Source organism: Arthrobacter sp. E70 (assembly GCF_058266945.1).
The window spans coordinates 32,926-58,214 of the sequence record NZ_JBYQFR010000007.1 but is presented as its reverse complement, the minus strand read 5'-3'; the positions used below and the strand labels follow the sequence as shown (position 1 = coordinate 58,214).

The following is a 25,289-nucleotide window of genomic DNA, read 5'->3' as shown; positions in this document are numbered from 1 at the left end:
TACAGCTAGGCCCCTTCAAGTACCTGGCTTGTTGCCCAGGCCAGGTACTTGCCGGCGTTGGCGACGGCGTCTTCGGGGCTTGCGGCGACATCCAGCAGCTGCGCGGCGGCCACCACCCCGTGCCCGGCCAGGTCCTCGAGCGTCACGAGGATCCGGCCGGCCACCACGATGACCGGGATGCCCAGCTCCCGGGCAGCGTCTGCGAGCGCGATGGGCGCCTTGCCGGTAAGCGACTGGGAGTCCATTGAGCCTTCCCCGGTGATCACGAGGTCCGCTCCGGCCAGCTGCCCGGCCAGGCCGGTCAGGCCCGCCACGAGCGCGAAGCCCCCTTCCAGCGTGGCACTGGTGAAGGCAAGGAACGACGCCGGGAAGCCGCCGGCGGCGCCTGCCCCGGGGACGTTCACGTCCCGGCCCGTCACTTCCCGGAGAATGGAAGCCCAGTTGCGCAGCCCGGCGTCGAGCAGCTCTTCCCCCTCCTGGTCCGCGCCCTTCTGGGGTGCGAAGACGTGGGCGGCGCCGGATGGCCCGTACAGCGGGTTGCGGACATCGACGGCGATGCGGAAGGTCGTGGCGGCCAGGCGCGGGTCCAGGGCGCTGGTGTCCAGCGAAACGACGTCCGCCAGCGCTCCGCCGCCCAGCGGCACCACGTTTCCGGCGGCGTCCAGGGGCTTAAGGCCGAGGGCACGCAGCGCTCCGCTGCCGCCGTCCGTCATCGCCGAGCCGCCCAGACCCAGCACGATCTCGGTGGCCCCGGCGTCCAAAGCGGCCGCGATCAGCTGTCCGCAGCCGTAGGAATGCGCGCGCAGGGCGTTGGCTGGCGTCGGCTCCATGTCCGCCAGGCCGGAAGCCTGTGCGGTTTCGATCACCGCGGTGACCTTTCCGTCGCCGGCCTTCCGGATCGCCCAGGCCGCGCCCAGAGGGGCGAGGATCGGTCCGACCACGGCGTTGAGCCGCTCCTCATAGCCTGCGGCCACAGCCGCCTCCAAGGTGCCCTCGCCGCCGTCGGCAATGGGGAACTGGGTGGTAACGGCATCCGGGTACACCCGCAGCGCCCCTTCCGCCATCGCGGCGGCGGCCTCGGCGGCCGTGAGGGAGCCCTTGAATTTGTCCGGAGCGATAAGAATGCGCATGCGCTCCATCATGCCAGCCACGCGCCGGAAAGCGCTTGCCTCATCCGTTATGCGGACGAAGGCAGATGCCGCGCGGGTCTTGACTGTGCGCGGTTAGGCCTCGCGCCACTCGTTGCCGGTGATGTGGGAGCCCGCCTGCGGCCCCATTTGCAGCATTCCACCGTCCACGACCCAGGCGGCACCCGTGACATAACTGGATGCCGGGGAAGCGAGGAAGGCGATGACGTCGGCGATTTCCCACGCGTTGCCGGGCCGGCCCAGCGGCACGCCCGGCCGTTCCGTCGCCGTCGGGTCCTGGTCCTCCTGCCCGGTCATCGGGGTGGCAATTTCGCCGGGGGCAACGGTATTGGCCGTAATCCCGTAGGCTCCGAGCTCCAGGGCGAGGGTCTTCATCAGGCCGCCCAGGCCGTGCTTTGACGCGTCATAGGCGGATGAGCCAACCCGGGGCTGGAACTCGTGCACGCTGGACACCGCTATCAGCCGGCCGCCCTTCCCCGCCTTCACCATCCGCCGGGCTGCGGCCTGCAGGCAGACGAAGGCGCCGTTGAGGTTGGTGTCCAGGGTGCGCATCCAGCCGTCGATATCCAGATCCAGGAACTTGGTGCCTTCGCCCGTGCCGGCGTTGTTGACGAAGACGTCCACGCCGCCCAGTTCGTCCGCCAGGGCATCGATCACTCCTGCCGCCGCCCCGAGCTCGGTGGTGTCCAGTTGCCGGACCACGGCCTTGCGGCCCGCGCCCCGGACCTCGTCGGCCGTGGCTTCCGCCCCGGCTTTGTCGGAGTGCCAAGTTACGCCCACGTCCATTCCGGCGCGGGCCAGTGCGACGGCTGTAGCTTTTCCAATTCCCGAGTCCGAACCGGTGACGATGGCGGTGGTGGGCGCGAAGTTGCTGGTGTCTGGCATGGTGCAGCCTTTCGGTTGGGTCAAGCTGGGCGGCGGAGTTCCGGCTGGTAGGGTCCTTCATCCGGCAGGCCTGCCGCCTCCCGTGCGGCAGGTACCTCCGGCACGGCAGCCACGGACGGCGCCTCCGGAACCGCCATCAGCGGCACGGCGAAAGTCACCACGGGACGCCCTGGATCATCCGCGGCCCGGATGGTGAGGCTCCTGGTCCCGGGAGGCACCGACGGCGTGAAGACCTGCAGGTTCCGGGAATCAACGACGGCGGATTCCTGCAGCGAATATGTGGTGCCGAAGTGGTCCTCCAGAATCAGCCGGGGGGCGGGTCCGCCTTCCGAGGCCAAGTGGACGTTGACCACCAACCCCGAGGCCCAGACCTCCACTGAGAGGATGGTGAATTCGCTGGCGGGGGTTACGTGCCGGCCGTAGGTGGGCGGCAGCAGCATCCGGCGAAGTGCGCCGGACGGGATGAGATTGCTCATGGGGTTTCCTGTAGGTCTTGCGCCAGCGGTCGACTGAAGGGCGCCGGGGGTGGCCCGGCGCCGGCGTCGAAAGTTGGGGCGGTGCGGCTCAGGCGTCTTCGCGGTTGGGGTTCTCCAACCGGAAGAAGTTCGATTGCGTGCCGTCGCTGCGTTGTTCCTGGTAGATGAAATTCAGTTTCCGGGAGTCGAAGGTGTCAAACCACTCCTCCCAGCTGACGTGGCGGAGCTTGTCGTCGTCGCCGCCAAAGTCGATGCGCAGCACTCCAAGGTGGTCGCCATGCTCGGTGCCCTCCACCGTGGCCGGGACGCCGTTGCGCTCCTGCGCCCATTGCCTGATGACCTCATGGTGCGTGGTGGCCAGGCTGCGGCCCTCCCGTTCCGGTTCATCCTCGGTGGAGGTGACCTCCTGTGAGTACTGCAGGGATTTTGAGGACTCGGGTCCGCGGCGGATCTTGCCGCCTTCCGGGCCTGCGCCGAGGTCCTCGTCATCCCCGCCTTTACCCGTTTCGCCGGTGTTGTTTCCTTTGTCCTGCGCCACGGCACCGTCCTTTCCCTGCTACTTAGTAAGTCTACTTACCATGGAGCCTCCCGGTCCGGCCGCGTGTCAAGGGGCACAGCGGTACTGTGCGGGTAGCCTGCGGGGAAGTGTGCGGTTCTGCAGGGGGCGCTAGGTGTCCCTGGGCAGTACAGCTAGGGCAGCGGGCGGACCACCGCGTAGTAGCCGGGTACGCGGTCCTGGCCCGCAACGCCGGTCACCGGGTTGGTCCGGATGGCAACATCGCCGTCTTCAAGCAGTTCCCAGGCCGACGCCGGGAACACCCGTTGGCGTTCTGCGGGGCCGAAGTGGCCGGGCATGGGCAGCCCGCGGATGGCCAGTTCCAAGGGCGCCGGGATACCCCGCCTGGTGGCACCAAGATGGGAGACGTATTCCAGCGGATTTCCCTGGAAGTTGGTTTCTGCCATGAACACCGCGCCCCGGGCCCCGGCGACGGCCTTCAGGTTTTCCACCAGCGCCGCCCGGTCGTCGTCGTCCAGCACGTGCAGCACGCCCCGGATGAAAACGTTGGCCCCGCCGTCGTCCACCAGCCCTGCGGCCGCCAGTGCGGCACCCGCCCCGGGCGCCGTCAGGTCACGGACATCAAACCTGACGTTGCCGATGCCACGGGACTCGGACCGGGCCCGCGCCACCGCGTGTTCCGAAACGTCGACGCCGATGGCCTGTGGAAAGATCCCGGCGAGCGCGCGGGTGAAGCTGCCGTGGCCGCAACCGGCATCAACGACGGGAAGCCCGGGATCCAGGTAGCGCAGCAGCGTGTCTTTGTAGCCCAGGAACTCGGAGTCGCTGCCGGAGTCCCACAGCACCTCGCCGCCCTCGCCCGTCGCGGTAATGCCCGCCCAGTAGCGGTCCCAGGCCGTGGGCCGGTCCTTCGGGGCGTGCCGGGCGAGCCTGATGATCCTGGGGAGCATCAGGAACTTCTGCCAGGCGGGCACCGGGGGTTTCGCTGGGGTGGACACCGCTCAAATATATGTTCCAGGACGGGACAGCCGCTGGAGCAGCGCCATATTACGCCGCGCGCCCTCCCCGCACCCGATTCGCCGGTGAATCTATGGAACCGCAGGGGCCGGATCCCCCTAGAATGTAGAGAACTGGGAGGGAAGGGGGCACTGTGACGGCTGTGCCGAATGAGGTACGCGCTCCACGCACAGCGGTCGTGGCTGATCCGGACCCCCGCCGCCTGGCGGTCAACGCCGAGGCGCTGCGCCACGCCGGCTATAGCGTCCTCGAAGCCCGGGACACTGACAGCCTCGCCGCCGCACTCCGGGCCTCCGAGCCATCTGTCATCGTGGCCGACGCCTTCCTGGCGGCAGTCAGGTCACCGGCCCCCGTCCTGGTGATGGTGGACCTGGACAGTCCTGCGGAGATCGCCGCCGCCAACCCTCCGGGCATCCACGACTGCATTACCAAGCCGCCGGTCCCCAGGGAGCTGGTGCACCGCGCCACTGTACTGATCGAGCAGGCGGCCAGGCGGCGGGCGTCCCGGCAGGAGGCCGAGGGCCTGCGGGAGCAACTGCGCGAAGTGTCCGCCGCGGTCCGCGCCACCAACGACCCCCAGGAAATTGCCGACCATGTCGTTTCCGGGTTCGGCCGGACGTTCCGCGCCGACCACGTGGTCCTGGCCACCTTCGAAGACCCCAGGGTGCCCCCGATCGTGGCCACATGGCGGCGCCCCGGGCTGCCGGAACTGGGCCAGGACGCCGTTCCCGGCGAAGAAGAGGCCCGGCAGCTGGCGGACGCCCTCTGGGCCGGGACGGAAACGCTGTCCGCAGACGGTCACGAAGCGCAGGGACGCCCGCACGACAAACCCGCCGCAACGGTTGCGGGCGCGGTTTCGTCGCTTGCCGTCCCTATCGGGGAAGGCAACTCGTCCCTCGGCATCATCTGGATCGCCATGATGGACCGGCCCCGGAGCTGGTCCGACGCCGAACTTGGCCTCATCCAGCACGTGGCGGGCAACGCCGCTTACGGGCTGATCCAGAGCCACCTGATCAGCAGCCAGCAACAGGTGGTCAAGCGGCTGCGGGAGCTCGACAAAGCCAAGACGGACTTCCTGGCCACCGTGAACCACGAACTGCGCACCCCGCTGACCTCGATCATGGCGTACCTGGACATGATCCAGGAAAGCACCCAGCACCCGGTGTCCAAGGAAGTCCACCAGATGCTGGACATCGTGGTCCGCAATACCGAACGGCTCCGGACACTCGTGGAGGACATGCTCAGCGTCTCGCGCCACGGGCCGGACGACGGTCCCATGCACCTGGCCCCCGTGCACCTGGGACAGACCCTGGGCCTGGTGACCGCGGCACTGCGCCCCCTTGCCACGCTGCAGAACGTCACCATCGATGTGGATCCCGTGCCCGAGGATCCGCAGATCCTCGGCGATGAAGTGCAGCTGCAGCAGGTGTTCACCAACCTGGTGTCCAACGCCATCAAGTTCACTCCCAGTGGGGGGCGGATCGAGGTCGGCAGCGAATCGCACGCAGCGCCTGACGGTTCCCAATGGGCCACGGTCCGGGTTGCCGATACGGGCATCGGCATCTCGAGCGATGAGATCGACCACGTGTTCACGCGGTTCTACCGGGCCTCCAACGCCATGTCCGGCGCCATCCCGGGAACTGGGCTGGGCCTGGCCATTTCCAAAGATATTGTGGACCGCCACGGCGGACAGATTAATGTGGCCTCCACCCTGGGCGGAGGCACCACGGTCACGGTCAGCCTTCCGCTGGGCACTGACCGGGTCCAGTCCAACTAGGCGGACAGGAGGACAGCCGATGTTTGCCGACGACGACCCCCGGCTTTCCCAGCTGCTGGAAGGCATAGTCCGGCTTGCCTCCGGAGACCTGACCTCCCGGATCGAGGTCTCCCCCGCGCGGGACGAACTCGATGCCATCATCATGGGCACCAATTTGCTGGCCGAAGACCTGCAGGTCATCTACCAGGAACTGGAGCAGCGCGTCCAGGTCCGCACCCAGCTCCTGCACGAGGCACACCTGGAAATGCAGAAGATGGCCATGCAGGACCCGCTCACCGGCCTGGCCAACCGTTCAGCGCTGATCGAGGCGCTCAAGACCGCCTTGGCGGGCCACTCCGCGCCGGAAGAGGCCGCCCCGGATGAAGGGCCGGCCATCCTGCTGATTGACCTGGATGCCTTCAAGTCCATCAACGACAGCATGGGGCACACCGGCGGCGACCAGGTCCTGGTCACGGTGGGCGAAAGGCTCCGCGACGCGGTGCGGGCGTCGGACGTCGTGGCCCGGCTGGGAGGTGACGAATTCGCGATCGTCATGCCATCGGCGTCGGCGGACCAGGCGGCCGTCGTGGCATCGCGCATCGCGGCCGCCCTGAGCGACCCTATTGAGCTGCCGGGCAGGAGTGTGCGCTGCGGAGCCAGCATCGGGCTCAGCATCGCCGATGACGGCCAGAGCCCCGAGGACATGCTCATGCAGGCCGACGTCGCCATGTACGCCTCCAAGGCAGAGGGCCAGAACCGGCTGCACCGGTTCGAGCCGGGGCTGCTGTTGATGCGGCGCCTCCGCAGCCAGTTGGTGGAAGACCTGCGGGCAGCCATCAAGGACGACGCCCTGACGCTGTACTACCAGCCCGTCGTGGAGCTCGGCAGCGGAAGGATCGAGGGCGTGGAGGCGCTGGTCCGGTGGGACCACCCCACCCGCGGCTTCATCATGCCGGACGAATTCATCCCGCTTGCCGAGGAAGCGGGCCTAATTTCCGATCTTGGCCACTGGGTCCTCCGGACGGCAGTGAAGCAGCTGCGGGCCTGGATCGACGCGTCCCTGGTGGACCAGCGCTTCTCGGTGCGCATCAACATCTCCGCCACGGACCTCCAGAGCCTGCAGTTCATCGAGGACGTGCGGAACGTGCTGCAGGAAACCGGCGTGAAGCCGCACCAGGTAGTCCTGGAGCTGACGGAAGTGGCAATCGTCAGGGGCAACGAGCTGGACCGCTACTCACTGGGCGGCCTCCGGGGGCTGGGGGTCGGGATAGAGATTGACGATTTCGGCACGGGATACTCGTCCATCAGCTACCTCCGCCGGCTTCCCGTGGACAGGGTCAAGGTTGACCGGTCGCTGATCGCCGGGCTGGAAACGGACCCCAGCCAGCCGGCCCTCGTGGCCGCCGTCCTCCAGCTGGTGCGCGCCTGCGGGCTGGAGGCCGTGTGGGAAGGCGTGGAGACGGCGGAGCAGGCAGAGATCCTGCGGGGCCTGGGGTGCCTCAGCGCCCAGGGCTACTACTTCAGCCGCCCCGTGCCCCCGGGGCAGATTCCCGCCCTGCTGGCGGGCCAGCCGGAGAGCGCTAACCAGTAGAGCACAAACTACTGCGCTTTCAGTTCGGCCGATATACGATCAACGTGCGGTGTCTGGTTTTCGTCGCCGCGGAAATCAGGTCGAGCAGTAACACCGGACTTTTATAGGGCGTTTGGAAATTTGAACATTAATTGGGCCATAGGGTCATTACTTCGTCAACTGGGGGCGTAGCTAATGTCGGTTCGAGTACAGGCATGGGGAATTATTGCCGCCGTATTGGCGGACACGGATCCCGCGGGAGCCGCAGTCCGGCAGCGCCTGAGCAACAGCCTCGATGAGAATCCGGGCGTGCCTGAACGGGCATTGCTGGAGTACCTCCTGGAATCCCGCCGGAGCGACGCCGATACCGCGGAGACACCGGAGAGTGGCCGGGATACGCGCCTGACGCCCCCCGCCCTGCCGCCGCAGTTCGCGGAGCAGCTTGATGCCATCCGCAGCATGTCCCGCATCAGCGCCCTGCTGGAGAACCAGATGCTGATGACCGCGTTCCAGCCCATTTACGGCCTGGAAGGAAAAGGTGTGGTGGGGGCCGAAGCCCTTTCGCGTTTCGTCAGCGACGACGGCGCGGCTGCCGAATTGTGGTTTGCCGAGGCAAATGCGGTGGGTCTGGGGGCCAACCTGGAATTCTCGGCGCTGGGATCGGCCGCCGCCGCCGCGCGCAACCTGCCCGGGAACCTGTACGTGTCACTCAACATTTCCCCGACGTCCTGCCTGGACCCACGGCTTCCCGAGCTATTCGACCATATTGAACTCCCCATTAACCGGGTGGTCCTCGAATTGACTGAGGACATTCCCGAAGAGGAGTACCTGCAGTTCATCTCTGCGATTAATCCGCTGCGCGAAAGAGGGCTGCGGATCGCCGTGGACGACACCCACACCGGGGCGGGCGCGCTCAGCCGGATGATCCACCTGCGGCCCGACTTCCTCAAAGTGGGCCGCAACGTCATCAGCGGCGTCGACACCGACGGCCTGCAGCATGCACTGGCTGCCTGCCTGGTCGACTTCACGGACCAAATCGGCATCACGCTCGTCGCCGAAGGCATCGAAACCGTGGGCGAACTCAGGGTCCTCACGGAACTGGGCGTCAGCGCCGGCCAGGGCTACCTGCTGGGCCGCCCCTCGGTGCGCCCGGAGGACTGGGCCAACTGGAACAGCAAGCTGGACCTGGACGGGCTCAAGCGGCACCTCCCCGGCCCCGAAGATTTGAGGACCGTCAGGCAGGGCAAAGAATCGTGACGTACTACGGGCGGGAGCGGTAAGCCCCCGCCCGTAGTGGTGACCTATTCGGAGTGGCCCTGGTCCCGGCTCATCTGGTCCTCCGCCGGCGGCGTCTCCCCCGGGGGCACTCCCCCGCCCGGCTCCAAGCCCGTGATGTTGCCTTGGGCCGGATCGGGGTTGGGCGAGCCGCCCGCCTCCCTGCTGGGCTGCCGGTGGAGGTCGGACTGGGCCGCGCCAACGTCGTCCTTGCCTGGCCGGTCAGGGTTCGCCGGATCATTTTCCGGATGGTAAGTGCTCACGGTGCTTCTGTCCTTCCTCTCCGGCTGCGGTCCGGTGCCCCAGCTCTGGACTAATTGTAAGCATGCTGATAATTCTGGAGGAGTAGGGCCGGGCGCCGCTGGGGCGACGGCCGGTGATCTCGGAAGGAGCAGTCACATGGGAATCGGCGACAGCATCGGCAAGGCAGCGGAGAACGCCATGGAGGATCTGGCCGGGACATCCAAGCCCACGGAGAAATTGGACGTACCCGATCCCACGGACCCCAATGACGACGTGGAGGTCCACTCGTCCCTGAGCGAGGGCTCGAACGCCATGGAGGCGGAGAAGCAGAAGGCTCCCGGCCTGAAGGCGGGCGCGGCGCCAGGCCCAGTGTCCAGCAGTCCGCTGGGCGGGGACACGGATGAGACAGATACAGACGCCGGGAACGACGGCGGCGCCCTGGCCGGAGACGCGGCCGCACCTGGCGGTACGGCAAGGTCAGGAGGCAGCGTCCGGGGGTCCGGCGGGCTTCCGGAGAGCAATCCGGATGAGCTGCGGGCCGATCCCACCGAGGGCGACCAGGACCCGTCCACCAGCACGGGACGGAGTTAGGCCGACCGGGGCAAGCCGGCCGGCGCTGGGTGGAACCAGCGGCGGCCGGGTATTGGCCAGGAGCGGATTCAGGCGGATGGCTGGCCCGGCCATTCTCCCCGCTCCATGAGCACCTCACGGAGCAGGTCCGCCCGGTCCGTGACAATGCCGTCCACGCCCAGGTGCAGGAGGCGGTGCATCTCCTCGGTGTCATTGATCGTCCAGACGTGTACCGCCAGATCCAGGGAATGTGCGCGGCGGATGAAGCCGGGGGTGACCACGGGGATGCGCCCGTAGCGTACGGGCACCTGCAGGGCGTGGACGTCGCGGAGGACCCACCGCATCAGCGGCCGGAAAAGCGGGCCGGGAAGCAGCGGCCCCAGGAACGTGAACAGGGCGTTGGAGCCCACCCCCGCCGATGATGCCACCGGCTGGCTGAGCAGCTTCAGCACTGCCCGCCGCCGCCGGTCCGAAAAGCTGGCGACCAGCACCCGGTGGTGCACCTGGTGCCGCTCAATGGCCGCGGCGGTGCTGCGGACCGAGCCCCACTCCTTGACGTCGAGGTTCAGCCGGGCATCGGGGAGTTCGGTGACCAGCTCGTCGAACGTCGGAATGGGCTCGCGGCCGTTGATCCTGGCGCGCGCCACGTCCCCGGCCGCCAGCTCCGCCACCTTGCCGCGGCCGTCCGTAACGCGGTTCAGCGTCTCGTCGTGGAAAAGCAGCAGCACGCCGTCGGCCGTTGTGTGCACGTCTGTTTCCAGGTACCGGAAGCCCAGGTCGGCGCCGGCGCGGAACGCAGCCATGGAGTTTTCCAGCCCCTCAGCGGAGAACCCGCGGTGGGCCATGGCGATCGGAAGCTGCCGGCCGTCGCCGTCCGGGTGCTGGAAGAAGGGCAGGGTCACACTGCGAGCGTACCGCGGACCTGCCGCGCCATTATCAGCAAACCGTCCCGGCGGTCAGTCCCGGCAGCCGGTCTCTCCGCAGGGGACGATGTCCACGCCGTCTGCGCAGTGCAGCAGCGTCCGGCCCCGGCCTCCGTCGAGGTGGACCCAGACCGCCGTGTGGTCCGCGGTGACGGTGTCCACGATGCCGCCCGCCTCAAAGCCCGGGGAGAGCAGGACGCGGACCCGGTCGCCCTGGCGCAGCTGTTTCCAGTGCGGAGCGGGCGTTGCTTTGCGCAGCGGGACGTCCGCCGCATGCTGCTTGGCATTCCTTGCCATCGGTAACCCCCTTCGAGCGCAGGACGGTGCCTGCTCCGGTTCACGCTAGGGGAGGAAGGTAAACGCCAGGTGAGCGCCGGCTGGAAGAATCAGGAAAACTGGACGCCGAGGGCGGCGAGCCGGGCCTCCAGAACCTGGGCCACGCCGTCGTCGTCAAAATGCGGCGCCTGCCGGTCCGCGGCCCGGATGGCATCCGGATGGCCGCTGGCCATGGCGTAGCCGTGTCCGGCCCAGCGCAGCATCTCAATGTCGTTGGGCATGTCGCCGAACGCCACCACGTCAGCGGCGTCGATTCCCAGCCCCGCGGCGTACTCGGCCAGCGTCACAGCTTTGTTGACCCCTGGCACGCACAGCTCGAGCATGGCGACGCCGGGCGAGGAGTGGGTGGCGGCAGCCAGGTGTTCGACGGCGGGACCCACTTCGGCGAGGAATTCGTCCGGCGTGCCGTCGCGGACGATCGCGAGGAATTTCACCACGGCATCGTCGCCGGCCAGGGTTTCAGCCAGCGGCGCCGGGGTGAATTCGGCCAGCAACTCGCTGGATTCGTTCTCGATGAAGCCGGGTTCGAGGTGGAACCGGGTGAGCGTCTCGGCGGCGAACAGCGCAGCCGGGCGAAGCTTCTTGATGATGCGGCGCGCCTCCAGGACAGCATCGAGGGCGAGGGTGCGGGCGGAGACCAGGCGGTCCGCCTCGAGGTCCCAGACCACCGCGCCGTTGGAACAGATCACGCGGCCCGTATGGTCCAGCTGTTCCTCAAGCGGGTGCAGCCACCGCGGCGGCCGGCCGGTAACGAAGACGAGTTCGACGCCGGCATCACGGCAGGCGTGGAAGGCGCGGACAGTGCGCGGGCTGATTTTTCCGTCATGCCCGAGGATCGTTCCGTCAATATCGCTTGCAACCAGCCGCATCCTGCAAGTCTACGTGGGGTTCCGCCGCCGTCGTGCGTTCCAGTGCGGTGCTGTGGACGAAGGCAGGACGGGCGGTCCGGGCGTCAGGGAAGGACAGCAGCTGTATCCACCGACAGGAGCCTGCCGTAGTTCAGGCACATGCTCAGGCTTTCGTTCGCGGCCACGCGGGCACCCCCGAGCGACATGCGGCTTCCGGCGGAGAGCGGCGGCCCGGCGGGCAGGAGCAGGGTTTCGCCGTCGAACCGCGACCCTTCGGGGAAGATCAACGTGTAGTCGTCACCACCTTCGGCCAGCAGGATGACGCAGCCGGCGCCGTCGTTGCCCAGGGTTCCCTTGAGCTGGGCCGGCACACGCGGGGCTGACCACTGCCCCGAATGGACGATGGCCTTCTGGCCGCCGGCGCTGTGGAGCAACGTGGTGGGCAGCTCCTGCTGCGCGGGAACCAGCCTGAACGCGTACCTGCCTTCCGTGCCGCCGCCGGGGCTCATGATGAACTCCACCCCCTGGGCGGCGAGCGCCACCTGCGCCTTGAAGATGTTCCCGTCACAGGGAACCTGTGCCGGGGCGAGGACCTCGGCGCCGGCGTCGGTGGCGAGCGAGAGTTGGGTCTCGGCGGGCCCGTCACAGATGAAGTGCACTTCATAGCTGCCCTGCTTCGCGGCAAAGCCAAAGCTGACGGTGGTGTTGGAACTGGTGGAACCGGCGAACTGGCCCGGCACTGCGGGCTGCAACTGCTGCGCGGACCAGTTCCGCATCTCCTCCAGCTCCGAGGCGCGCGGATCCGGCGGGCCGCTGTACTCGCACCCGGTCAACGCACCGAGCAGCACCGCCGGGACCAGCCACAATTCCACACTTCGCATCCGCTTCCCCCCAAAAGCCGGCAATAGTCCCAGCCTAGCCCCAAGCGTCCCAGCCCCCTTCGCACGCCGGCGCCCATTCCAGCCCCGCCGGAGGGGTGCCCTTGTCAGCGGCCGGAGCTACACTGAACTTATCGAACATATTTTCGAATAGAGGTGTGTTGTGGGCGTTATTGTCGGTCCCCGCGTGATAGATGCGGGCGCCTCGTTGTTCTCGGTGCTGATCTCACCGGTGGCTGTCGCGGCGGGGTTTCCGTCCCCGGCGCAGGACTATTTCGACGGCCGGATCGACCTGAACGCGCACCTCATCAAGGACATCACCAGCACCTACGTGGTGAGGGTGACCGGAAGTTCGATGGAGGGCGCCGGCATCAGCGACGGCGACGAACTCATCGTGAACCGTGCGCTGGAGCCCAAGGACGGTTCGGTGGTGGTGGCGGTCCTTGACGGCGAACTGACGGTCAAACGCCTGCGGATCACGCCCGCAGGCGTCGTCCTCCAGGCGGAGAACCCGAAGTATCCGGATATCCGCGTGGCCGCACTGTCCGAGCTGACCATCTGGGGCGTTGCCACCAGGTGCCTGCACCACGTGTGAGTGCGGTAATGGCTAGGCCTGCCATCATGCGGCAGCTGCCGCAGATCGCCCACGTGGACGTCAACTGCTTCTACGCCTCCGCGGAGCGCGCGTTCGATCCGTCCCTGGAGGGCAGGCCCCTGGTGGTGCTGTCGAACAATGACGGGTGCGCCGTCACGCGCTCCCCCGAGGCCAAGGCGCTTGGCATTGCCACAGGCGAGCCCTGGTTCAAGATCGCACCGCGGGCCAAGGAGTGGGGGCTGGTGGCCAGGTCCAGCAACTACGAGCTGTATGGCGACATCAGTGCCCGGGTGATGGAACTGCTGGGGAGGTACTCGGCGTGGCTGGAGGTCTACAGCATCGACGAGGCGTTCCTGGGCGTCAAAGGTGGGCCGGACCAGCTGCTGGCCCTGGGGCGCAGGATGAAGGATGCTGTCCGCCGGAACGTGGGGGTGCCGGTCTGCGTCGGAATCGCCCCCACCAAAACGCTCGCCAAGCTGTGCAACAAGTGGGCCAAGAACAATGCCGCGTTCGGCGGCGTCTGCCTCTGGGAGTCCGTCCCGCCTGGCGCGCGGGAGGCTCTGATGGCCCGGCTGCCAGTGGACGAGGTCTGGGGCATCGCCGGCCCACTGTCCAAACGCCTGAACGCCATGGGGATCTTCACCGTGCTGGACCTCGTCCGAGCCGACCCGGTGGCGATCAGGGACAGGTTCTCGGTGGTGCTGATGCGCACGGTCCTGGAACTGCGCGGAACTGCCTGCATTCCCATGGAGGAGGAACGCATTGGCCGTGACCAGCTGATCTTCTCCCGCTCCTTCGCCACGCCGGTGACCACCGCTGCAGGCCTGCGGGAGGTGCTCAGCATTTATGGGCAGCAGGCCAGCGCCAGGCTCTCGAAGCACGGACTCCAGGCGAAAGTCCTGACCGCTTACGCCGCCACGTCGCCCTTCAGGAACCACGAACAGGCCTACCCGTCCGTGTGTGTTTCCCTCCCGATGCCCACAGCCGACCCGCTTCTGCTGACCAAGGCCGCGCATGCGCTGCTGCCGAGCATCCGGGACGGGCTCAAGTATGCCAAGGCCGGCCTGATGCTTACTGACCTGCGGCCCAGCGGCAACCAGCCGCCGCTGGAGCTGTTCGAGAACCGGCATGAGGAGCGCGGCATCGGGCCGCTGCTGGAGGATGTGAGCCGCCGTTTTGGGCGCGGCTCAATCGGCCTGGGCCATGCAGGCATCAGGTCCGGCCTGGACTGGACCATGAAGCGGGACATGTGCTCGCCGCGGTACACCACGCACTGGGACGAACTGCCCCTGGTGAAGGCGGCCTGACATGCTGGCGTCCCGCCGCCGGCGCACCGGCTGGCGGCGGGGACGCTGGCCATGCCTAGACGCGGGACCTGCCGCGGAGGAAGTGGAAGATCAGGACGACAACCGCGACGACCAGAAGGATGTGGATAAGGCCGCCGCCGATGTTAGCGAGCAGTCCGAGAAGCCAGAGAACGGCGATGATAATAGCGATCCAAAGCAACATGAGCGTCTCCTTGATGAGTTTTCCATTGCCCCCATGCCGCGTACGTACCCACCACCGCGCCGAACAAATCAGGGCCGGTTCCCGCTGACGCCTTCCACTTGAATGACAGGCAGGCGTGCCACTGCCGGACGAAGACGCTGCGCGACGTTTTTTGACGCTCCGCGACGCCGCGTTGAGCGTTCGCGTCGTCCGGTGAACGCCTGCTACGGAGGTGATTGTGGGGCGAATGGGTGCTCCGTAACCTCGTCTCAGCATCCGCCCCAGCAAAGGATTTCCCCATGGCAAACCAGCAGGACAAGAGTCCCCGGAACCAGCAAGGTTCCACCCGTATCGTCGCCGGTGAGCCGGCCCGGCCGAAGCGCCCTGTTGGCCTGAAGATCGGCATCGCCGCAGCCGTCCTGGCGCTCATTGGCGGGGGCGTCGCCGTCGCCTCTTCCGTCAACAGCGGCACCCCGGCCGCCACCCAGGAGGCTGCTCCATCCGGAAGCCCCGCCGCGGAGCTGAAGCTCGGCTATTTCGGCAACGTCACCCATGCCCCCGCCCTGGTGGGTGTCAGCAAGGGTTTCATCGCCGATGAACTGGGCAGCACGAGCCTCAGCACGCAGGTGTTCAACGCCGGCCCCGCCGCTATCGAGGCGCTGAATGCCGGCGCCATTGATGCCACCTACATCGGCCCCAACCCGGCCATCAACTCGTTCGTCAAGAGCGGCGGCGAGTCGGTGAACATCATCGCCGGCGCTGCCGCCGGCGGCGCCCAGCTGGTGGTCAAGCCGGAGATCAGCTCGGCGGCCGACCTCAAGGGCAAAATCCTCGCCTCCCCGCAGCTTGGCGGCACGCAGGATGTGGCACTCCGCGCCTGGCTCACCGCGCAGGGCTACAAGACCAACGTGGACGGCAGCGGCGATGTGGCCATCAACCCCACCGAGAATGCCCAGACCCTGAAGCTGTTTCAGGACGGAAAGATCGACGGCGCATGGTTGCCTGAACCGTGGGCGTCAAGGCTCGTACTGACCGCGGGAGCGAAGGTGCTGGTGGACGAGAAGGACCTGTGGGACGGCTCGCTGACCGGCAAACCGGGCGAGTTCCCCACCACCATCCTGATCGTGAACCAGAAATTCGCCGCAGACCATCCGGACACCGTCAAGGCGCTCCTGAAAGGCCACGTGAAGTCGGTTGAGTGGCTGAATAAGGCGTCCGACTCCGAGAAAGCCGGCGTGATCAATGCAGCGCTGAAGGAAGCTGCCGGCGCGGAGCTCAAAGCCGACGTGATTGACCGGTCCTTGAAGAACATCGTGTTCACGGTGGATCCGCTGGCCGGGACCTACCAGAAGCTCCTCGCCGACGGTGTCACGGCCGGCACCACCAAGCAGGCCGACATCAGCGGCATCTTCGACCTGCGAGCCCTCAACAGCGTCACGAACGTGAAGACACCGGCAGCGGGACTCGGAAAGGAGTAGGCCCACCCCATCGATTGCTCCGTAAATGTCCTTTTGAACGCTCAAAACGGCATCTGCGGAGCAATCGTTTGGCCCTAGCCCTCTTCGGCCACCACTCCGTGCAGCTCCGCGCGGGTGGGAGGGTTGGCGCCCGGGCGGGAGACCGTGACGGCGGCCGCGCGGGCAGCATGTTCCAGCAGTTCGGCCAGCGTCTCCGCCGGAAGGTCGCGCAGGTCCTGGCGGTTCTGGGCGCCGTCGAGTTCCCGGTCCACCAGGCCGGAGAGGAGGGCCGCCATGAACGAGTCGCCCGCGCCTACGGTGTCGGCCACCTCCACGGTGGGTGCGGGAACGGAGGCTTCGCCGGCCCGGCAGGCGCCCCAAGGGCCCTCCGCGCCGCGGGTGACCACCACCAGCGCCGGTCCCTCTTCGCCACCCATGGCCAGCCATTTACGTGCCGAGTCCAGCACGTCCTGCCCGGGGTAGAGCCAGGCGAGGTCCTCGTCGGAGGCCTTGACCACGTCGGAGAGGGCCACGAACTTTTCCACCTGGCGGCGGGCATAGTCCACGTCGGTGATGATGCTGGGCCGGCAGTTGGGGTCGAAGCTGATGGTGGCGGACGGGTGCGCATATTCGACGGCGGCCAGCACCTCGGTGGCACCCGGCGCCAGCATCGTGGCGATGGAGCCGGTGTGCAGCAGGGTGGTGCCCTGCAGCATGAAGCCGATCCGGTCGGTGAGGCCGGGAAGTTCCCAGGCGAGGTCGAAGGTGTAGGTGGCGGCGCCGTCGTCGTCAATCAGTGCGGTGGCCACGCTGGTGGGCAGCTCATCCGGCGGAACCGGCAGCATCACGGAACTGGACCGCAGGTGCGCGGCCACGGCGTCCCCGTAGGCGTCGCGGCCGTAGCGGCCGATGAACTGGACGGGGTGGTCAAGCCGGGCCAGGCCCACCGCGACGTTGAGCGGGCTGCCGCCCACGTGGGCCTCGATCCCGGAGGCGCGCTGGACAACGTCGACAAGGCCTTCGCCAATTACTGTGAGCATGCTCATACTCTGCCAGAAACAGCGGCCGCGGAGCAGTTCGTGTCAGCGGAGCAGCCCGCGGACCAGCTCCCGGCATGTGGCATAAGCCTGGGTTGTTACATCGATCAGGGCGAAGTGGTCGCCGGGGACCACCACAAGTTCCGGCGGGACGGGCCCGCGCCGGCCCGCTTCCACGTATGTCATGGACAGGCTGAGGGGCACGTCCTCGTCGTGCTCGGCGTGGACGGCGTAGACCGGGACGTCCAGCGGCAGCGCGGCCATGGGGTCGGCGCAGCGGTGCCGTTCGGGGAATTCCGACGACGGTCCACCCAGCAGGTTACGGACGGCACCCTTGCTGAGGTTAAGGCGTTCGGCCTCGGCCAGGTTGAGGACGCCGGACTGGCTCACCACCCCGGTGAGCCGGACGCCGTCGCTAATGTCCCGGACGCCCAGCTCAACCAACCGGCCCCGCCCCGCGGCCCACACGGAAAGGTGCCCGCCTGCCGAATGCCCCAGCGCCACTACGCTACCCAGGTCCAGGTTGTGCGACTCCGCGAGGTCTCCGAGCTTGTCGATGCCCGCCAGGATGTCCTGGAAGGTCCCGGGCCAGCCCCCGCCGTTGCCCGCCCGGCGGTACTCCAGGTTCCAGGCGGCCATGCCGTGCTCCGCCAGGTCCTTCGCCAGCGGCTCCCCCAGCTCTGCACCGTAAGTTGAGCGCCAGTAGCCGCCGTGGATCACCACCACCACGCCGTGGTGCGTGGCTCCAGCCGGAATATCCGGCAGGAACAGCTCGCCCCACTGGCTGGGGTCGGGGCCGTAGTCATACCTATGCCGCTGCACCATGTGCCGAGACTACAGGGTTGCCTTCCAGCCGCTTCGTTTAGCGGCCCTCCTTTATGGGCACGGCTGAGGACATGGAAGAAGTGACCACGCAGGAATCGACGGTTGAGGAATGGACGCGCGCGCTGGCGGAGTCCACCGGGTCGCCCGGCGGCGGGGCGGGAACGGGCCTGATGCTGGCGATGGCGGCGTCGCTGACCTCGATGGTCGCCGGCTACAGCGAAGGCAGCAGCGGGGACGACGGCGGGGAGCCTGGCCGGATCCGGGACCGCGCCCGGGCGCTGCGCCGGGAAGCCCTGCGCCTGGCCGACGAAGATGCCTCCGCCTCCAAAGCGTTCGGGGCCGCGTTCCGCCTCGAGCCTGGGCCGGAGCGGGATGAAGCCATCCGCAACGCCTCCCTGGAAGCCGCCGCATCCTCCGCGGTCCTGGGCGAACGCGCCATCGAGGCCATCGAAGACCTCGCCTGGCTCGCAACCAAAGGCAACCGTGCGCTGGTTGCAGACGTCGTCGTCGCCTTCGGCGCCCTCCGTGCCGCGGTGGCAGGTGCGCGCACCAACGTCAGCTTCGACCTCGGGTCGCTCCGCTCGGCAGGAACCAGCCTGGAGCAGGTCCGGGAGCAGCAGCCCGAGCTGTGGGCCGCCGTCGAAAAGCTCAACGCAGCCATGGACCGCATTGACACCCTGGCCGCAGACATCGACCACCGCGCGGCCCCGACGGACGCCGTCTGACCCTTGCCGGGCACTCGGAGCGCCATGCTCCCGGTAGTCCCGCCGCTTGGACTCTGCCTCTGACCTGCGCCTATGGTGGATAGCACTGATTGCACCTATGCCCGGGGGGAGGCGTACTAAGTGAAGTCGAAACCGGGCGCCTGGGCGTTTCTTCGCCCCCTTCTGATCGCCGTGGCCGCAGTAGCCGCGTGGGTGGCTCTGTCCGCCACGGGCGCGTCCGCCGACTCTTCCACTTCCAGCGACCCGCTCCTGGGAACTGCCGGAACTACGTTGAGCTCAGTCACCAGCACCGCCGGTTTGGCCGACCAACTGGTTCAGACTGTTCCGGTGGTCACCACGGCCGTGCCGGCAGGAACGGTGGCGGCAGCAGCGGATCCCGTTGACGCCGTGAACAGCGTCGTCGGCGGGACAGTGGCCACTGCCGTTCCTTTGGCGGATACAGTCCTCGAACCCCTTCAGCCTGTCCTTGACCCGGTCATCAACACTGTTCCCCTGCCCGTGGTCACACCGGCCGCTCCCCCGACGGCGGCACCTGCCCCTCCTGCCGCCATCCCGCTGCCCGGTGAGGACGCGCCTTCCCGGGCCGCCGAACCGCAGCAGGCGAATGCCGGCCCCGAAATCGCCTCCGCCCCTCCCCTCAGCCACCGCGTGCTGTCCAACCCCGGCCCTGCCTGTGACTCGGGGCTGAAGCCTGCAGCCGCAACGGCCCTGGTCCCAAAGGCGGGCCCGGGCGGCGCCCCGTTCCGCATGCCGTCGGACGTGCCGTCTGCCCTGCCCGGCGCCGCTGGCGGAAGCAACTCATCCGGTGGCAATGACCCGGCGGCGCCTGCCTGGATGTGCTCACATCGATTCCCTGCTGCAGTGGCTGGCACCACCGCCGCCCAAGGCCGTTTGCTCGCTCCCCCCGCACCGGTGTCCTTCGACCCCGGTTCATCTCCTGACTAGTTGCGGCACCTCCGCGTCCCTAGCGGAAACCGAGCCGACTCCGGGCTGACCAATAAGCCCAAACCAACTTTTCAGGAGAACTCTCCCATGATGAATCGCACCATTCGCAGGTACCTGCTCGGAACCGTCCTCGCAGGCGGCCTCTTGGTCTTAGGTGGTGTCGCCGCCAACGCAGCTGACAGCGGGCCGGGAAGCCCCGGTGTCGATACCGGCAAGCTGGCAGTGGGCCTGTTGTTCCTTGCCTTCGGAGTATTGCTGGCGCTGTTCCTTCGCCGGAAACGGCCTTAAGCCCGCCCTGGAGTAGCGTGGGGTCAAATCCACGAACGGGAGGGCCCCGCATGGCACGCGTCTTCATCACCGGATCGACTGACGGACTGGGCCGGGCAGCCGCGGCATCGCTCCTGCGGGACGGGCATGAGGTGATCGTGCACGCCAGGTCCTCCCGGCGCATCCCCGCGGTGCAGCACCTGCTGGACCAGGGGGCGCAGTGCGTCGTGGGGGATCTGGCCATCGAGGAGGAGGTCCGTCAGATCGCGAACGAGGCCGTCGGGATCGGCGGCCTCGACGCTGTCATCCACAACGCCGGAATCCTGGACGGCCCGGCCCTGCTGCCCGTCAACGTCGTCGCCCCGTACCTGCTGACCGCCCTCATCCCCGGGCCGCGCCGCCTCATCTACCTGAGCAGCGGCATGCACCGCGGCGGGGACACCGGCCTGGACGGCCTGGACTGGTCAGGACGGACGACGACGGCCTCCTACTCCACCACGAAGCTCCACGTCACTGCGCTGTCGGCAGCGGTGGCCCGCCTGGTGCCGCACGTCGCCAGCAACGCCGTCGACCCCGGCTGGGTGCCCACCCGGATGGGCGGCCGGTCGGCACCGGACAACCTGGAACTGGGCCACCGCACCCAGGAGTGGCTGGCCACCAGCGACGACCCGGCCGCGCTGGCCAGCGGTGGCTACTGGTACCACCAGCACCGGCAGAAGCCGCACCCGGCCGCCACCGACCCCACGTTCCAGGACGCACTGCTGGCGCAGCTCGCACAGCACACCGGGGTCACCCTGGACGCGCTGCGCTGATGCGCGTCAGGCAACCACCGCCGCGAACTCCCGGAGAGTGATCCCGGAAAAGGTTGCCGGACCGCCGTCGGTATAGAAGGAGATTCCGGTATCACCGTCGGCAAAATGCACCTGCTGCGAAAGCACCGTATGCCCGGCGTTGACGAATACTTCCACGCTTTGCATGTCCACGAAGATGCGCAGGTGCATGGACCGGGCAGCCGGATCAATAGGGGCCGCGGCCCGCGTGTACGGCACCAGGGAATACCCGGCCAGGTCCGAGGAGGCCCGGTCAACATACAGGTCGGCCCCGTACTTGCCGATATTTGTGTGCCGCGAGCCGTCAGCGGAGCGGCCCACCGAGACCCCGACGTTCGCCGCGGAACCCCAGGAGATGTCCAGCTCCAGCTCATAGGCGCGCCCGTTCCACGGCAGGACCGAACTGCCATCCACCGTCCGGTCGGGGAGCACCGTGGTGGAGGTGGCATACCCGGCGAGCGCGCTGACCGGGCTGCTCAGGAGGCTGTACCAGCCGCCGGGCTGGCGTTCCAAGCGCAGCTCCCGGACGATGGAGTTCTGTCCGTTGTACCCGTCGGTGGCGTCGGTGGGCACATCCCGCGCAGCGTATTTCCAGTTGTTCATCCACGCCACCGCATATCGCTTCGTGTCCGGCGCGCCGACAGAAGGCCATGTCACCGCCGCGTACCAGTCCCAGCCCCAGTCCAGCCACTGCGGGTTGTCAACGTCGTCGGCCAGGAACTGGCCGCCGTCCCACGTCCCCGTCCAGTAGGCGTAGGTCATGGGCATCCCAATGCTGTAGGCATCCATGCTGGCGCCAAGCACCCAGTGCCGCGTCCCGTCGCCGGCTGTCATCTCGAAGAGGTCGGGGCACTCGATGCCGCCCAGCGCGTGGTTCGGATAGTCGAAATTGCGCTGCAGCTGCCAGTCCCTCAGGTTGGCGGACGTGTAGAAGGCGGCGTACCGGGCGCGCCCGATGATGCACACCCACTCGTTGCGTGCCGCATCCCAGTGGATCTTCGGGTCGCGGAACCACTCCGCGTTGTCGATCTCCGCGTGCGTGGTGGCGGCCCGCCCGTCGGTATTGGGAATCACCGGATCCGGCAGGGCGGAGAAGGTGTATCCGCCGTCGGTTGACCAGTAAAGATACTGCTCCTGGTACTTGCGGATCCCGTCCGTGGGCTGGGTGGCGAGCGCGATGATGGCGCCCGCGCCGAAGCCCGCGCAATTGGCGGTGTCCACCACTGCCGATCCGGACCAGACGGGAAAGTCCGGCTGCAGCGGCAACGCGACGCCCTGGTGGCTGAAGGCCACTCCGTCGGTGGTGGTGGCATGGTCCCAGCCGCCCTGCCCGTTGTTGGTGCTGGAGTGCAGGTAGTACAGGTGGTGGGCGCCACCAACGTACACCGGGCGCTGCGGATCACAGAGCCAGCCCGACGGTGGCGTCATATGGAAGTGCGCACGCAGGGAATTCTGCGCCTTGGCAGGGGCGGGGCGCCTGGTGGCGCTGCCGAGCAGGGCGAGGGCTCCTGCTCCGGTGCCCTGCAGGACATGGCGGCGGGATACGGCATGGGTCATCATCGACTTCCTCTCATGGGATGGCGTCATCGCCGGGCGCCCGGGATCGGCGGAACCCTCACTGGTCCCGCGGAATCCTCCTGTTGATTAAGCGCTTAAGCAGGAGAAGATACCCGGGGCCTGCTGGACCGGTCAAGCGTTTCAGCAAAATGGGCACCTACCGGCCGCAAATGAAAAAACATCTTTGCTAAAACGCTTGATCACCGCGCTTTTCCGCGCTACCTTCATGGTGATCAAACGCTTTAGCAGAGAGACATCACCGCCGATGAGCTATCCAGTCTTCTTCCAGCCCGCCGATGCCTGGGTTGGCGACCTGATCCCCTTCCAGAAAGACGGAGAGTTCCAGCTCTTCTATCTCCACGAGGTCCGCGGCGAGCCCAAACCGGGCACCGCATGGAACCTGGTCACCACCAAGGACCTCATCCAGTTCCAGGACCACGGCGTGGCCCTTCCCCACGGGACCACTGAGGATCCGGACTTCAACTGCTACACCGGCAGCATCGTCACCGACGAGTCCGGCATCCACCACCTCTTCTACACCGGCCAAAACCCCGCCAACCTGGGTGCGGACGGACTGCCGCTGCAACTGGTCATGCACGCCACCAGCACGGATGGCATGGGCAGCTGGACCAAACACCCGGAACTCACCTTCGGCGCCCCGGACGGATACGAGTCAGCCGACTGGCGGGACCCCTTCGTCTTCCGCGACGAGGAGGCCGGCCTGTGGCGCATGCTCCTGGCTGCCCGGCATTCGGAAGGTCCGGAAAGGCGCCGCGGCGTCATCGCCCAGTGCGTCTCCACCGATCTCATGGCGTGGACGCACACGGACCCCTTCTGGGATCCCCGCCGCTACATCACCCATGAATGCCCGGATGTCTTCCAGTGGGGCGGCTGGTGGTACATGGTCTATTCCGAATTCTCCGAAACCTTCACCACCCGGTACCGCATGGCCAAGAGTCCCACCGGCCCGTGGACGGTCCCTGCCCTGGACAGCATCGATGGGCGCGCCTTCTACGCCGCAAAAACCGCGGAGCGGGACGGCCGCCGGTTCTTCTTCGGCTGGATCGCCAGCAAGGAAGGGAATTCCGACGACGGCGCCTGGCAGTGGGCGGGCACCATGGCCGTTTTGGAGGCGCGGCAGAACGCCGACGGGACGCTGGCATTCGGCTTTCCTGACGAGCTGGTGGACAGCTTCTGGGACGGGGTGCCCCTGCAGGTTGAGGACCGGCCCCTCTCCGGCAGGCTGCCCCTCCGGCTGGACGTCCCGGACGGGTACGCCGCCGTCGTCCCGGAAAACGACATGCCCACCCAGTTCTATGCCAGGGCAGTACTGGACATTGCGCCCGGCACCACCGAGTGCGGGATCCTGCTCCGCTCCACCCCGGACGGCGACCACTCCTACATCCTCCGCCTCGAACCGAAACGCGGGCGCCTGGTCTTCGACCGCTGGCCCCGGGCCGTCACCGGCAACGCGCAGTGGCACGTATCCGGCGACGTCCCGTTCGCCGTCGAACTCGAACGCCCCTGCCACCTCCCACCCGGCCGGCACACCCTGGAAGTGGTGGTGGACGGGGACCTGTGCGTCGCCGTCGTGGACCGCCAGGTGGCCCTCAGCACCCGGATCTATGACCTTCCCACCGGCGGAATAGGCGTCTTCGCCGGCGAAGGATCCGTGACCCTCACCGATTTCGAAGTACGCAAGCGCACCGACAACTGAATACCCCTCCGTTCCACCCGACCCGTCCGAAAAAGATCCGCTCCAATCAAAGGAGATTGCCGCAATGAAAAACCTGTTCCGCGCTGCCGCCGTCGCAGCTGTTACCGCCCTCGCCCTCACCGGCTGCGGGAGCGGAGGCTCCACCAACTCCTCCAACGTGGCCCCCACCGGCGACATCAAGCCCCGGGAGATCTCCTGGCTGCTGTCGCGCCCCGCCGACGGCGCCGTCATCAACATCATGAAGAAGCTCGCGGACGACTACGGCAAGGACCACCCTGGCTTCGCACTGAACCTGATCACCACCCCGGACCGGCCGTCCTACATCCAGAAGCTTGAGACTTTGGCGGCGGCCAACAAGCTGCCCGAACTGTTCGACACGGACGCAACGCCCTTCGCGCAGCAGCTGGCCAAACAGGGCAAGATGCTCGACGCCGAAAAGCTCCTGAAGACGCTGGGCATCTACGACAAATACCGCCCCGGCGCCCTGGACTACCAGCGGTTCGACGACGGTTCCCTCTACATGATCCCGTTCCAGTACGAGCTGGAATACATCTGGTACAACAAGGCCCTGTTCGCCAAGGCCGGCGTGCCAGTCCCGAAGTCGCTCGACGACATCCCGGCCATGTGCACCGCACTGCGCAGCGCAGGCATCACCCCCATCGCCATCGACGGACAGGACCAGTGGCCACTGGAGAGGTACGTCGCCTACCAGCCCTTCCGCGCGGCCGGCCCGGAGTTTGTGCAGAAACTGAAGAAGGGCGAGGCCAAGTTCGCGGACGCCGCCGGGCAGAAGACGGTCAACTGGATGGCGGAACTGGGCAAGGCCAAGTGCTTCCAGGACGGCTTCTCCGCCCAGGGCTACTCCGACGCGCAGAACCAGTTCACGTCCGGCCAGGCGGCCATGTACAACATCGGCACGTGGGAGCTGTCCAGCTTGGCCACCGACAAGCTGAACCCCGCCGTCCGCAACGACGTCGACTTCTTCACCCTGCCCACCACCGCCGGATCGGTGACGGCGGCGAACGAGTTCGTCTCGCCGTCGGGCATCGGCATGGCCGTGAACGCCAAGACGTACGATCCGCTGGTCAGCGACTTCCTGAAGTTCGCCCTGGCGAAGTACCCCGCTGAATACGCGGCCACCGGCGCTCTCTCCCCCACCACCGACGTCGAGACCACCGTCCCTGCCAACGCCACTCCCCTGTACCGGAAGGCCCTGGACCAGGCCAAGGACCTCGGCTCCAAGCAGGCCATGCCATGGGACACCCAGCTGGATCCGACCACCAACACCCGGCTGCAGCAGGAGCTGGTCCTCTTGGTGCAGGGCGAGATCACGCCCCAGCAGTTCACCGACACGATGGACAACACCATCGCCCAGAACGCCCCGAAGTTCTTCAAGTAAGCCCG

27 protein-coding genes are annotated in these 25,289 nt (G+C 67.5%); 13 read left to right on the top strand and 14 right to left on the bottom strand.

Annotated elements, in window-relative coordinates; genetic code table 11:
- Positions 1–5: 5 nt before the first annotated feature.
- The 5 genes from AC3IMC_RS10400 to AC3IMC_RS10380 all read right to left on the bottom strand — a co-directional run bounded on the left by AC3IMC_RS10400 (position 6) and on the right by AC3IMC_RS10380 (position 3,976).
- Positions 6–1,130: a glycerate kinase gene (locus AC3IMC_RS10400; RefSeq protein WP_490918472.1), complete on the bottom strand. Its 1,125-nt coding sequence runs from the start codon at positions 1,128–1,130 to the stop codon at positions 6–8.
- Positions 1,131–1,223: 93 nt separating this feature from the next.
- Positions 1,224–2,033, bottom strand: coding sequence for an SDR family oxidoreductase (locus AC3IMC_RS10395; RefSeq protein ID WP_490918471.1), 810 nt, complete (start codon positions 2,031–2,033; stop codon positions 1,224–1,226).
- 20 nt (positions 2,034–2,053) lie between these two features.
- Positions 2,054–2,509 carry a hypothetical protein gene (locus tag AC3IMC_RS10390; RefSeq protein ID WP_490918470.1) on the bottom strand — a complete coding sequence of 152 codons (456 nt, stop codon included), beginning with the start codon at positions 2,507–2,509 and terminating at the stop codon, positions 2,054–2,056.
- Between the two features lie 88 nt (positions 2,510–2,597).
- Positions 2,598–3,047 carry a Rho termination factor N-terminal domain-containing protein gene (locus AC3IMC_RS10385; RefSeq protein ID WP_490918468.1) on the bottom strand — a complete coding sequence of 150 codons (450 nt, stop codon included), beginning with the start codon at positions 3,045–3,047 and terminating at the stop codon, positions 2,598–2,600.
- Positions 3,048–3,199: 152 nt separating this feature from the next.
- Positions 3,200–3,976: a class I SAM-dependent methyltransferase gene (locus AC3IMC_RS10380; RefSeq protein ID WP_490918690.1), complete on the bottom strand. Its 777-nt coding sequence runs from the start codon at positions 3,974–3,976 to the stop codon at positions 3,200–3,202.
- Positions 3,977–4,221: 245 nt separating this feature from the next.
- Here AC3IMC_RS10380 and AC3IMC_RS10375 point away from each other — a divergent pair, with 245 nt between their 5' ends.
- From AC3IMC_RS10375 to AC3IMC_RS10365, 3 genes are all read left to right on the top strand, one after another.
- Positions 4,222–5,820: an ATP-binding protein gene (locus AC3IMC_RS10375; protein WP_490918467.1), complete on the top strand. Its 1,599-nt coding sequence runs from the start codon at positions 4,222–4,224 to the stop codon at positions 5,818–5,820.
- A gap of 19 nt (positions 5,821–5,839) precedes the next feature.
- Positions 5,840–7,390, top strand: a complete 1,551-nt coding sequence (locus AC3IMC_RS10370; RefSeq protein ID WP_490918465.1) for a putative bifunctional diguanylate cyclase/phosphodiesterase — start codon at positions 5,840–5,842, stop codon at positions 7,388–7,390.
- Positions 7,391–7,564: 174 nt separating this feature from the next.
- Positions 7,565–8,626 carry an EAL domain-containing protein gene (locus AC3IMC_RS10365; protein ID WP_490918464.1) on the top strand — a complete coding sequence of 354 codons (1,062 nt, stop codon included), beginning with the start codon at positions 7,565–7,567 and terminating at the stop codon, positions 8,624–8,626.
- A gap of 44 nt (positions 8,627–8,670) precedes the next feature.
- Here the strand turns inward: AC3IMC_RS10365 and AC3IMC_RS10360 are convergent, their stop codons facing one another.
- Positions 8,671–8,907, bottom strand: coding sequence for a DUF6480 family protein (locus tag AC3IMC_RS10360; protein ID WP_490918462.1), 237 nt, complete (start codon positions 8,905–8,907; stop codon positions 8,671–8,673).
- 136 nt (positions 8,908–9,043) lie between these two features.
- Here AC3IMC_RS10360 and AC3IMC_RS10355 point away from each other — a divergent pair, with 136 nt between their 5' ends.
- Positions 9,044–9,478, top strand: coding sequence for a hypothetical protein (locus AC3IMC_RS10355; RefSeq protein WP_490918461.1), 435 nt, complete (start codon positions 9,044–9,046; stop codon positions 9,476–9,478).
- A gap of 68 nt (positions 9,479–9,546) precedes the next feature.
- Here the strand turns inward: AC3IMC_RS10355 and AC3IMC_RS10350 are convergent, their stop codons facing one another.
- The 4 genes from AC3IMC_RS10350 to AC3IMC_RS10335 all read right to left on the bottom strand — a co-directional run bounded on the left by AC3IMC_RS10350 (position 9,547) and on the right by AC3IMC_RS10335 (position 12,445).
- Positions 9,547–10,359: a glycerophosphodiester phosphodiesterase family protein gene (locus tag AC3IMC_RS10350; RefSeq protein WP_490918459.1), complete on the bottom strand. Its 813-nt coding sequence runs from the start codon at positions 10,357–10,359 to the stop codon at positions 9,547–9,549.
- A gap of 54 nt (positions 10,360–10,413) precedes the next feature.
- On the bottom strand, positions 10,414–10,677 hold the full coding sequence (locus tag AC3IMC_RS10345; protein ID WP_490918457.1) for a hypothetical protein: 264 nt from the start codon (positions 10,675–10,677) through the stop codon (positions 10,414–10,416).
- 89 nt (positions 10,678–10,766) lie between these two features.
- Positions 10,767–11,585: an HAD family hydrolase gene (locus AC3IMC_RS10340; protein WP_490918456.1), complete on the bottom strand. Its 819-nt coding sequence runs from the start codon at positions 11,583–11,585 to the stop codon at positions 10,767–10,769.
- A gap of 83 nt (positions 11,586–11,668) precedes the next feature.
- Positions 11,669–12,445, bottom strand: coding sequence for a hypothetical protein (locus AC3IMC_RS10335; protein WP_490918454.1), 777 nt, complete (start codon positions 12,443–12,445; stop codon positions 11,669–11,671).
- 160 nt (positions 12,446–12,605) lie between these two features.
- On the opposite strand from AC3IMC_RS10335, the gene AC3IMC_RS10330 reads away from it, so the two are divergent.
- On the top strand, positions 12,606–13,037 hold the full coding sequence (locus AC3IMC_RS10330) for a LexA family protein (protein ID WP_490918453.1): 432 nt from the start codon (positions 12,606–12,608) through the stop codon (positions 13,035–13,037).
- 8 nt (positions 13,038–13,045) lie between these two features.
- On the top strand, positions 13,046–14,344 hold the full coding sequence (locus tag AC3IMC_RS10325) for a Y-family DNA polymerase (protein WP_490918452.1): 1,299 nt from the start codon (positions 13,046–13,048) through the stop codon (positions 14,342–14,344).
- Positions 14,345–14,399: 55 nt separating this feature from the next.
- Here AC3IMC_RS10325 and AC3IMC_RS10320 read toward each other — a convergent pair whose 3' ends face one another.
- The gene (locus AC3IMC_RS10320) at positions 14,400–14,546 is read right to left on the bottom strand and encodes a lmo0937 family membrane protein (protein ID WP_221384591.1); all 147 of its coding nucleotides are present in this window, start codon (positions 14,544–14,546) and stop codon (positions 14,400–14,402) included.
- A 278-nt stretch (positions 14,547–14,824) separates the two neighbouring features.
- On the opposite strand from AC3IMC_RS10320, the gene AC3IMC_RS10315 reads away from it, so the two are divergent.
- On the top strand, positions 14,825–16,003 hold the full coding sequence (locus tag AC3IMC_RS10315) for an ABC transporter substrate-binding protein (protein WP_490918451.1): 1,179 nt from the start codon (positions 14,825–14,827) through the stop codon (positions 16,001–16,003).
- A 74-nt stretch (positions 16,004–16,077) separates the two neighbouring features.
- Here AC3IMC_RS10315 and AC3IMC_RS10310 read toward each other — a convergent pair whose 3' ends face one another.
- The gene (locus AC3IMC_RS10310; RefSeq protein ID WP_490918449.1) at positions 16,078–17,022 is read right to left on the bottom strand and encodes a carbohydrate kinase family protein; all 945 of its coding nucleotides are present in this window, start codon (positions 17,020–17,022) and stop codon (positions 16,078–16,080) included.
- A gap of 42 nt (positions 17,023–17,064) precedes the next feature.
- The gene (locus AC3IMC_RS10305) at positions 17,065–17,844 is read right to left on the bottom strand and encodes an alpha/beta hydrolase (RefSeq protein WP_490918448.1); all 780 of its coding nucleotides are present in this window, start codon (positions 17,842–17,844) and stop codon (positions 17,065–17,067) included.
- Between the two features lie 71 nt (positions 17,845–17,915).
- Here AC3IMC_RS10305 and AC3IMC_RS10300 point away from each other — a divergent pair, with 71 nt between their 5' ends.
- The 4 genes from AC3IMC_RS10300 (at position 17,916) to AC3IMC_RS10285 (ending at position 20,593) form a co-directional block, all read left to right on the top strand.
- Entirely contained in the window at positions 17,916–18,569 is a 654-nt protein-coding gene (locus tag AC3IMC_RS10300) for a cyclodeaminase/cyclohydrolase family protein (RefSeq protein WP_490918446.1), read from the top strand.
- Between the two features lie 120 nt (positions 18,570–18,689).
- A complete protein-coding gene (locus tag AC3IMC_RS10295; RefSeq protein WP_490918445.1) occupies positions 18,690–19,514 on the top strand; it encodes a hypothetical protein in 825 nt (274 codons plus the stop codon).
- Positions 19,515–19,604: 90 nt separating this feature from the next.
- Positions 19,605–19,802 carry a hypothetical protein gene (locus AC3IMC_RS10290; protein ID WP_490918444.1) on the top strand — a complete coding sequence of 66 codons (198 nt, stop codon included), beginning with the start codon at positions 19,605–19,607 and terminating at the stop codon, positions 19,800–19,802.
- A 50-nt stretch (positions 19,803–19,852) separates the two neighbouring features.
- Entirely contained in the window at positions 19,853–20,593 is a 741-nt protein-coding gene (locus tag AC3IMC_RS10285) for an SDR family NAD(P)-dependent oxidoreductase (RefSeq protein WP_490918443.1), read from the top strand.
- A 6-nt stretch (positions 20,594–20,599) separates the two neighbouring features.
- Here the strand turns inward: AC3IMC_RS10285 and AC3IMC_RS10280 are convergent, their stop codons facing one another.
- Positions 20,600–22,168 (bottom strand): glycoside hydrolase family 32 protein, encoded by a 1,569-nt coding sequence (locus AC3IMC_RS10280; RefSeq protein ID WP_490918689.1) that lies wholly within the window; start codon positions 22,166–22,168, stop codon positions 20,600–20,602.
- A gap of 265 nt (positions 22,169–22,433) precedes the next feature.
- Here AC3IMC_RS10280 and AC3IMC_RS10275 point away from each other — a divergent pair, with 265 nt between their 5' ends.
- Both AC3IMC_RS10275 and AC3IMC_RS10270 read left to right on the top strand, forming a co-directional pair.
- Positions 22,434–23,885 (top strand): family 43 glycosylhydrolase, encoded by a 1,452-nt coding sequence (locus AC3IMC_RS10275; protein ID WP_490918441.1) that lies wholly within the window; start codon positions 22,434–22,436, stop codon positions 23,883–23,885.
- 64 nt (positions 23,886–23,949) lie between these two features.
- Positions 23,950–25,284 (top strand): ABC transporter substrate-binding protein, encoded by a 1,335-nt coding sequence (locus AC3IMC_RS10270; protein ID WP_490918440.1) that lies wholly within the window; start codon positions 23,950–23,952, stop codon positions 25,282–25,284.
- Positions 25,285–25,289: the final 5 nt, after the last annotated feature.

Excerpts from the sequence above, each read along its gene's own strand:
- AC3IMC_RS10400 (WP_490918472.1), bottom strand. The coding sequence starts at position 1,130 with ATGCGCATTCTTATCGCTCCGGACAAATTCAAGGGCTCCCTCACGGCC.
- AC3IMC_RS10395 (WP_490918471.1), bottom strand. The coding sequence starts at position 2,033 with ATGCCAGACACCAGCAACTTCGCGCCCACCACCGCCATCGTCACCGGT.
- AC3IMC_RS10390 (WP_490918470.1), bottom strand. The coding sequence starts at position 2,509 with ATGAGCAATCTCATCCCGTCCGGCGCACTTCGCCGGATGCTGCTGCCG.
- AC3IMC_RS10380 (WP_490918690.1), bottom strand. The coding sequence starts at position 3,976 with ATGCTCCCCAGGATCATCAGGCTCGCCCGGCACGCCCCGAAGGACCGG.
- AC3IMC_RS10370 (WP_490918465.1), top strand. The coding sequence starts at position 5,840 with ATGTTTGCCGACGACGACCCCCGGCTTTCCCAGCTGCTGGAAGGCATA.
- AC3IMC_RS10365 (WP_490918464.1), top strand. The coding sequence starts at position 7,565 with ATGTCGGTTCGAGTACAGGCATGGGGAATTATTGCCGCCGTATTGGCG.
- AC3IMC_RS10355 (WP_490918461.1), top strand. The coding sequence starts at position 9,044 with ATGGGAATCGGCGACAGCATCGGCAAGGCAGCGGAGAACGCCATGGAG.
- AC3IMC_RS10345 (WP_490918457.1), bottom strand. The coding sequence starts at position 10,677 with ATGGCAAGGAATGCCAAGCAGCATGCGGCGGACGTCCCGCTGCGCAAA.
- AC3IMC_RS10340 (WP_490918456.1), bottom strand. The coding sequence starts at position 11,585 with ATGCGGCTGGTTGCAAGCGATATTGACGGAACGATCCTCGGGCATGAC.
- AC3IMC_RS10335 (WP_490918454.1), bottom strand. The coding sequence starts at position 12,445 with ATGCGAAGTGTGGAATTGTGGCTGGTCCCGGCGGTGCTGCTCGGTGCG.
- AC3IMC_RS10325 (WP_490918452.1), top strand. The coding sequence starts at position 13,046 with ATGGCTAGGCCTGCCATCATGCGGCAGCTGCCGCAGATCGCCCACGTG.
- AC3IMC_RS10320 (WP_221384591.1), bottom strand. The coding sequence starts at position 14,546 with ATGTTGCTTTGGATCGCTATTATCATCGCCGTTCTCTGGCTTCTCGGA.
- AC3IMC_RS10315 (WP_490918451.1), top strand. The coding sequence starts at position 14,825 with ATGGCAAACCAGCAGGACAAGAGTCCCCGGAACCAGCAAGGTTCCACC.
- AC3IMC_RS10310 (WP_490918449.1), bottom strand. The coding sequence starts at position 17,022 with ATGCTCACAGTAATTGGCGAAGGCCTTGTCGACGTTGTCCAGCGCGCC.
- AC3IMC_RS10305 (WP_490918448.1), bottom strand. The coding sequence starts at position 17,844 with ATGGTGCAGCGGCATAGGTATGACTACGGCCCCGACCCCAGCCAGTGG.
- AC3IMC_RS10300 (WP_490918446.1), top strand. The coding sequence starts at position 17,916 with ATGGAAGAAGTGACCACGCAGGAATCGACGGTTGAGGAATGGACGCGC.
- AC3IMC_RS10290 (WP_490918444.1), top strand. The coding sequence starts at position 19,605 with ATGAATCGCACCATTCGCAGGTACCTGCTCGGAACCGTCCTCGCAGGC.
- AC3IMC_RS10285 (WP_490918443.1), top strand. The coding sequence starts at position 19,853 with ATGGCACGCGTCTTCATCACCGGATCGACTGACGGACTGGGCCGGGCA.
- AC3IMC_RS10280 (WP_490918689.1), bottom strand. The coding sequence starts at position 22,168 with ATGACCCATGCCGTATCCCGCCGCCATGTCCTGCAGGGCACCGGAGCA.
- AC3IMC_RS10275 (WP_490918441.1), top strand. The coding sequence starts at position 22,434 with ATGAGCTATCCAGTCTTCTTCCAGCCCGCCGATGCCTGGGTTGGCGAC.
- AC3IMC_RS10270 (WP_490918440.1), top strand. The coding sequence starts at position 23,950 with ATGAAAAACCTGTTCCGCGCTGCCGCCGTCGCAGCTGTTACCGCCCTC.